Origin of the sequence: Methylobacterium sp. 275MFSha3.1 (assembly GCF_900108435.1) — a bacterium.
Classification (GTDB): domain Bacteria; phylum Pseudomonadota; class Alphaproteobacteria; order Rhizobiales; family Beijerinckiaceae; genus Methylobacterium.
This window is the reverse complement of sequence record NZ_FNWP01000063.1, coordinates 1-7,258: the sequence shown is the minus strand read 5'-3', so window position 1 is coordinate 7,258 and position 7,258 is coordinate 1. Positions and strand designations below refer to the sequence as shown.

At 64.9% G+C, this 7,258-nt stretch carries 5 protein-coding genes and 1 pseudogene; 3 read left to right on the top strand and 3 right to left on the bottom strand.

Features of this window, described 5'->3' with window-relative positions; genetic code table 11:
- Positions 1–200, bottom strand: a 200-nt coding sequence (locus BLW78_RS30585) for a transposase (RefSeq protein WP_139307723.1), incomplete at its 3' end; no start/stop codon positions are given.
- Positions 201–375: 175 nt separating this feature from the next.
- On the opposite strand from BLW78_RS30585, the pseudogene BLW78_RS30580 reads away from it, so the two are divergent.
- A pseudogene (locus BLW78_RS30580) lies at positions 376–1,977 on the top strand (ABC transporter substrate-binding protein).
- 325 nt (positions 1,978–2,302) lie between these two features.
- On the opposite strand, the gene BLW78_RS30575 reads toward BLW78_RS30580, so the two are convergent.
- Together BLW78_RS30575 and BLW78_RS30570 are read right to left on the bottom strand one after the other, a co-directional pair.
- Entirely contained in the window at positions 2,303–2,797 is a 495-nt protein-coding gene (locus BLW78_RS30575) for a cupin domain-containing protein (RefSeq protein WP_091684069.1), read from the bottom strand.
- Positions 2,798–3,193: 396 nt separating this feature from the next.
- Positions 3,194–4,276 carry a catalase family protein gene (locus BLW78_RS30570; RefSeq protein ID WP_091684067.1) on the bottom strand — a complete coding sequence of 361 codons (1,083 nt, stop codon included), beginning with the start codon at positions 4,274–4,276 and terminating at the stop codon, positions 3,194–3,196.
- Positions 4,277–4,519: 243 nt separating this feature from the next.
- Between BLW78_RS30570 and BLW78_RS30565 the strand changes: the two genes are divergently transcribed.
- The gene (locus BLW78_RS30565) at positions 4,520–5,596 is read left to right on the top strand and encodes a catalase family protein (RefSeq protein ID WP_170855297.1); all 1,077 of its coding nucleotides are present in this window, start codon (positions 4,520–4,522) and stop codon (positions 5,594–5,596) included.
- Positions 5,597–6,244: 648 nt separating this feature from the next.
- The coding region (locus tag BLW78_RS30560) for a PAS domain-containing protein (RefSeq protein ID WP_091684071.1) at positions 6,245–7,258 on the top strand (1,014 nt) is incomplete at its 3' end.

Sequence of the window (7,258 nt, the reverse complement as noted above, 5' to 3'; positions counted from 1 at the left end):
CTGTTGTAGCGGTTGTAGACCGTCGTGTGCGGACCGTAAGCGGAGGGCGTGTCCTGCCAGCGGCAGCCGACCTTCAGCACATGCAGAATGCCGCTGATCACTCGCCTGTCGTCGACCCGGGGCTTGCCCGGTTGGCCGTGCGGCAGGTGCGGCTCGATCCGCCCCCAGGCTTCATCGGAGAGCCAGAACAACCGTGCCATCGCGAACCTCCTGCGCTGGAAACCCCAATCTCAGGAAGAAAACACGAGCAACAGCAGTTGGTTGTATGAGTTCCCTACCTAAGCCAATTCAGCATGGTAGCTTGCGCCACGCGATGTGCCGCCGCTAGGCTAGGAGGGCGGGCCGCTTCCAGCGCATCTGTCGAGGCCTCAACTCATGCTGCGTCGAAGCTTTTTGAGGGCCGCCGCCGCGGCAGGCGCCGCCTCGTTCCTCCCTGCCAGACCCGCGCTCGCGCAAAATGCCCGCCAGCGGACCCTGCGCTTCGTGCCACAGGCGGATGTCACGATCCTCGACCCCCTCACGACGAGTGCCTACGTCACGCGCAACCACGCGTTGCTGGTGTTTGACCAGCTTTTCGCAATCGACGGCGATCTTAGGCCCCAGCCGCAGATGGTCGAGGGCCACACGGTGGAGGATGACGGGAAGCGCTGGACCTTCCGCCTGCGGGAGGGTCTCAAGTTCCACGACGGCGAGCCGGTGCGCGGGCGCGACTGCGTCGCCTCGATCCGGCGGTGGGCCCCTCGCGACAACCTGGGCCAATTGCTGTTGGCACGCACCGACGCGATGGAAGCCCTCGACGATCGCAGCTTCACCATCCGCCTCAACCGGCCCTACGATCTGATGCTGGCGACCTTGTCGAAGCTCGGCCCCCCGGCGCTCCTGATCCTGCCCGAGCGGCTGGCTGTCCTCGATCCCAAGCAGCAGCTTCCCGAGGTCGTCGGTTCGGGCCCGTTCCGGTTCAACGCCCGCTAGCGCATCATCGGCGCCCGCGTCGTCTATGACCGCAATCCGGACTACGTGCCACGTGCAAACGGGGAGGTCTCTGGAGTGGCCGGGCCGAAGCGGGTGCATTTCGACCGGGTCGAGTGGACGACCATGCCCGATCCCAGCACGGCCGCAGCCGCGCTCAAGAACGGCGAGGTCGACTGGTGGGAGAACCCAATCAACGACCTGCTGCCGACACTGAGAGCCGACCGCGGGATCGTCACGCCGTTATCGGGTCGGCTGGGGACGATGGGCACCGGGGTGATGAACCACCTGCACCCACCCTTTGACAACCCTGCGGTTCGCCGCGTGCTGCTGGAGGCACTCTCGCAAGAGGACTTCATGACCGCGATCAACGGCACGGATCCGAACCTGATCCGGACCGGCGTCGGTCTGTTCGCCCCCGACACGGCGATGGCGTCCGATGTGGGTCTTGAGGCGTTGACGCGTCCGCGCGATTTGGAGCGGTCGAAGAGGGATCTGATCGCAGCCGGTTACAAGGGCGAGCGTGTCGTCCTGTTAGCGGCGGGCGACCTACCGCGGCTGGCCGCGATGGGCGATGTGATGAATGACCTGCTCAAGCGCATCGGCATGAACGTGCAGCACGCCGTCTCGGATTGGGGGAGCATGGTCACCCGCCGGGCCAACAAGGCACCTCCGGACCAGGGCGGCTGGAACATCTTCTGCACCGACTGGTCCGGCTTCGACATGCTGAACCCGGCGGTGGAGCAGGTGCTGCGCTGCGGCGGCGTGCAGACGGGCTTCTTCGGCTGGCCCGATCTTCCGCAAATCGAGGCGATGCGTGGGGCCTGGATCGAGGCGCCGGACGAGGACGGTCGCAGGAAGATCGCCCACGCCATCCAAGCGCTGGCGATGCAGGAGGTGCCTTACCTACCCCTTGGGCAGTATCTCAGCCGAACTGCCTATCGGGACGATCTACAGGACGTGGTCAAGCACCTATCTGTGTTCTGGAACGTGCGGCGAGCCTCCTAAAGCCTTATCGAGTTTGACGAAGCCACGGTTCTCGCCGGATAGATGATTGGTGTTCGTGCTTGTCAGAAGCGTTGGCGATACGGCTAAGGGCGTCCGCTTTCTTACGTTTGCGGCTCGAAAGCAGAAGGTCGCGTTTCTACCCTGAGCAAACGGTATCAGGCCGGCGCAGATGGACGGGAGGACAGGGCACGGATCTGCAGTCTCCTTCGACTCCTCGACGCGGCCGAACAGCGGCGCCTCCTCAACACGACAGAGGGGCCATTGCGGGCGCAGTGTCCGTCGTAGCGGGCACCTCGGATGAGGCGTTTGGTACGAGGGACCAGATCTACTGAACCGACTTGCTCGGGTCGTCGGCAGGGTTGATGTAGTTCAGCCCGAAGGGTCCAGAGCCATTCACCTGAAGCTCTACCGGCTGCTCGGTGGTCCAAAGCGAATGCGGCATGTCCTTGGGCAGAAACACGAAACCGCCCGCGCGCAGCTCCTTGCCTCTCGCCTTGTCGATGGTCGTGCCGTGCTCGTGATAGATCGAGCCCGAGAGGATCGTCAGCGTCTCGGCTTCGGAATGAGTATGGGGCGCGATGACCGTGTTGGCGGGAAACTTCACCCGCAGGACAAAGGGGCCGGGCTTGCTCGGATCGCCCGAGACCATGCTGATCTGCGTGCCCTTCGGTAGGTTCGGCGGTCCCGGTTGGTAGGTCGCGCTCGCGGCATCCGGCAGCGCAACCGCGCCGTGCGTCCCATGGTCCTGCGCGAGGCCCGCGCCCGTGCTGGCGATCAAGGCCGCGAAACCGGTGGCGATGGTCCGAAGGCGTTTGGTCATGGATCGTCCCCGCCCGTTGGCGACAGGCTCGACGACGAGTTAGCGCACAATCGAGTCTCGGCCACCCTGGCGGTGTCGAGGGCCATCGTCTCGCTCCCCGCAATGCGCGCAAAGGACGCGTCGGCTGGATCGTTGATCAAGCCTCAGGTAAAATTCTTCCCGTAAGACTGCCATCCAGTTGTTGGTAATCGTATGTTGTGCGGCCGTTGCTTGCAAATATGCCGTAAAGTACAGATAATTTCGGTAAAAGGCGCCATCCGAAGGCGCAAGCCACGTAGCTGGTCCCGCCTCCGTCGTCCCGAGGCCGAAGCCGCTCCTGAAACCGTCGAGGCTTTCAGCGTCCCTCAGGTTGATGGGACTGCTGTCGGTCCATTCGGGACGCTGAAGGAGTCGGCCTCAGGCCGGAATGCTCTCCGGCGATGCGGTGTTCTCGGCGGTGACGCCGTTCTCCCGGTGGCGGAAATCGCTCAGCGCCCGGTAGACCTGAAGCCGCGCCCGCATCACCGAACCGAGCGGCTGGTGCGCCGTGAGGCTGTGCGCGGGGCGGAAGGTCATCACCTCGTCGAAGTAGCGAACCCGCTTAGGGGAGTAGGCATCCTGCTGGGGCAGGCGGAGCGTCGCCACCGTGCGGTACGAGCTGATCGCGACCGGCCAGTCGACCGAGGCATCCTCGATGGGCTGGCGCTCGGCATCCGCCCAAAGCTGCGCCTTTAACTCGTAGACCACCTCGTTGTCGCGGAAGAAGGCCGCGGCCGCGTGACGGAAACCGTCCTCGTCCCCCTGTGGATCAAGGCGCCATTCGGCGAGGTTACGTTGGGCGGGCGAAGCCGGGACCGCCCCGATCTTGGCGACGTAGTCGCCGAACCGCATCGGGGCCTGACTGAAGTAGCTGTCGGCGAGCGGGTGGCTGTAGGGATGGCCGAGGAAATCGGCCATGGCGCTCTCCGTGCCGAACGCGTGCAGAACCCGATTGAGGTTGCGCGCCGTGGCCGCGACGACGCTCTTCACGCCCTCCGGCAGGCCCGTCGATTTCCCGATGACCGTGCCGTCGCGCAGGAAGCCCGCCGCCGTGCCCGACGGGAAGGTCGTACCGGTGGCCAGCACGAAGTCCTGGGTGTCGACGTCGTGCCCAGGCAGCTTCTCGCCCGGCACCCCGAAGACCTTGATCGACATCCCGCGGTGCGTGGACACCCGGTCACCGAGGGTCTCGCCTGGGCCCTGCGCGAAGCGCACGGCCACCTTGTACGTTCCAGGCTTGGCGAACAGGCCCTGCGCGAGTTCCGGGGGCAGGTTCTCCGGAACGACCAGATCCCCGACGACGCAGGCGGAGCTCTTGGCGTGGCTCGCGCGTACCGCGTGGTGCTCGCGCTTCTCCACCACCTGCGACTGCTGCGTCATCCCCTGGATGATGCCGTCGATGGACTTCTGCTCGTCCGGGGCGGGCGTCTCGACGTCGGAGGCGTAGCGAAGGAATGTCATCGGCGTATCCTCGACGTGTCGTCCGCCTGCGGGATGGTTTGACGAAGGCTGGGATCGGGACGCGGGGTCCGAAGGCCGCCGGATCGCGGCCGTGCCTGGGCGGAGAGAAAGACCGCACTGCCGACAAGCCGCGCCGGCCTCCTGCCGTTCCACACCTCGTTCATGGGCGATTGAATGTCGCACAACCCGGAACGTGGCCGGGGGAGCGGGTGTTCTGTCCTGGCCGCCAGCGGGAGACAGACCTTGCGATCACCGGTGCGATACGCTCCTGACGTCGAGGCGGTGACGCCGGACGAAGGGCAGACCATCAAGCAGCTCAACCAGACCTTCGATAAGATCCTGAACCGGGTCGCGGCGGATTCCGGGCACGCCATGCGCTCGGTTCACGCCAAGTCCCACGGCATCCTCGAAGGGGTGCTCACCATCGATGCCGGCCTGTCCCCGGAACTGGCCCAGGGCCTGTTCGCCGAGCCAGGCCAGCACAAGGTCTATATGCGGTTGTCGACCAACGCCGGCGACATCCTCCCCGATGCGGTCTCCCTGCCCAGAGGCCTCGCCCTCAAGGTGCTGGACGTCGAGGGCGAGCGCCTGCCGGATGCGGAGGGGACGACCCAGAACTTCATCATGGTCAACGGCAAGGTGTTCCAAGCGCCGAACGCCGAGAAGTTCCTGGGCAGCCTCAAGCTGCTGGCCGGCACCACGGACCGCGCCGAGGGGCTGAAGGTCGCCGCCTCCACGGTCCTACGCGGCGTCAACAAGGCTCTGCATGCGGTGGGCATCGACAGCCCCACCATCGGTTCGCTGGGCGGCGCGCCCAATGTCGATCCGCTCGGCGAGACCTACTACAGCCTGACCCCGTTCCGGTACGGCGACTACATTGCCAAGTTCTCGCTGGCCCCCGTCGCGCCGGCTTTGACCGCCCTCACCGGCACTGAGATCGATGCCTCCGGCCGCCCGAACGCCATTCGCGAGACGGTGCAGTCTGAAATGATCGGCATTGCCGGCGAATGGGAGTTCCGGGTCCAACTCTGCCGCGACCTCGAACGCCAGCCGGTCGAGGACCCGACGATGGAGTGGAAGGAGGACGAGACACCGTTCCAGCGGGTTGGGGTTGTCCGGGTTCAGCCGCAGGACAGTTGGGACCCCGCCCGGGTGCAGGCGGTGGACGAGGAGATGCGCTTCAGCGTCTGGACCGGCCTTGCAGCTCACCGCCCCCTCGGTAACATCAACCGCGCCCGCAACGCCCCCTACAGGCATTCGGCCGGGTTCCGCGAGCGGTTCAACCGCTGCCCGATCCACGAGCCGGGTGCGGCGCGCTGAAGCGATATCCTGAAGTTCCAACTGCCGTAGGTATCGTGGGTCGAGCTCGACGGCGATGTCTGCTTCACCGCTAATCCGCTCGAAACCAGACAGGCAGAAACCTACCCTGAGCGGTCCTTCTGCACGCGACCCAACCCAGCCGTCCGGAAGTAGGCGGTGCTTCCCGAAAGCGGTCACTCCTCGGCCGACTGGCAACTTCGGCTCGGAAAGGGAAGGCAGTCGCTCGCCCCAAACAAGCCGAGCGGCATAGCCCCTCTTCAATGGGGTCTGAGCCTTTGCTCGGTCAGAGGCCCATTGCGACAAGAAGCACAACTCGCGGCAATTCAACTTTGATTTTAATCTGGCATCCGACAATCAACCAAAGATATGGTCAATCTCTGCAGAAATCCGGAAAGTCGCTTATAAGGCAAACTGAGTATAATGGCACACTTACTAGATGATTTTGACTTATAACGCATCGCTTTTGATTGAAGCTATACTGGTGTCCAAATTGATGAAGGAGCAGATAGAACATCTATAATCGATAATTTACTATTGTGCGAAATCTTCATGCCTGGAAACAATATACATTCCCGGTTGACATTTTCTGAGCAAAGCGTTCTTCGACGTACATCGCTACAAAAATTCTAATCCGCTTCGGGGGAAGTCATGTTCGGTATTGGGGGCGCACGTAGGGATATTTCATTCACATTAGACGCCCTCGACCGGTCTCAGGCGGTCATCGAGTTCGAGCCGGACGGCACCATCATCACGGCCAACGCCAATTTCCTGACGATGATGGGCTACGCCCTGCCCGACATTCGGGGCCAGCGCCACGCCCTGTTCGTGGAGGCGGCGCACCGGGACAGCCCGGCATATCACGCCTTCTGGGACGCCCTGCGGCAGGGCATCTGCCAAGTGGCCGAGTTCAAGCGGATCGCCCGGGGCGGCCGGTACGTCTGGGTGCAGGCGAGCTACAACCCGGTGCTCGACCGCTCCGGCCGCGTCGTGAAGGTGGTCAAGGTCGCGTCCGACGTCACGGCGCAGAAACTGCAGATGCTCGACTACGCCGGTCAGATCGCGGCGCTGCACCGGTCGCAGGCGGTGATCGCCTTCGATCCGACCGGCACGATCCTGGAGGCCAACGGCAACTTCCTCGAGACGATGGGGTATCGCCTGGAGGAGATCCGGGGCCAGCACCACGGCCTGTTCGTGGACCCGGCCGAGCGGGCCAGCGCCGGCTACCGCGAACTCTGGGAGCGTCTGGGCCGGGGCGAGTTCGTCGGCGGCGAGTTCCGCCGCATCGCCAAGGGCGGCCGCGACGTCTGGATCCAGGCGACCTACAACCCGATCCTCGACGCCAGCGGCTGCGTCCTCAAGGTCGTCAAGTTCGCCGCCGACATCACCGCGCAGGTCCAGGAGCGCCACCGGCGCGTCGCGGCGCAGCGGGCGATCGGCGTCGACCTCGACGCGATCGGCACCGCCGTCGAGGGCGCCAGCCGCCGGACCGCGGAGGCCGTCGACCTCGCCGGGCGGGTGTCCGGCGATATCCAGAGCGTGGCCTCGGGCGCCGAGGAACTGTCGGCCTCGGTGGGGGAGATCAGCCAGCAGGTCAGCCACGCGGCGCGGATGGCCGGCGAGGCCGTCGAGCAGGCCCGGCACACCAGCACCATCGTCGAGGGC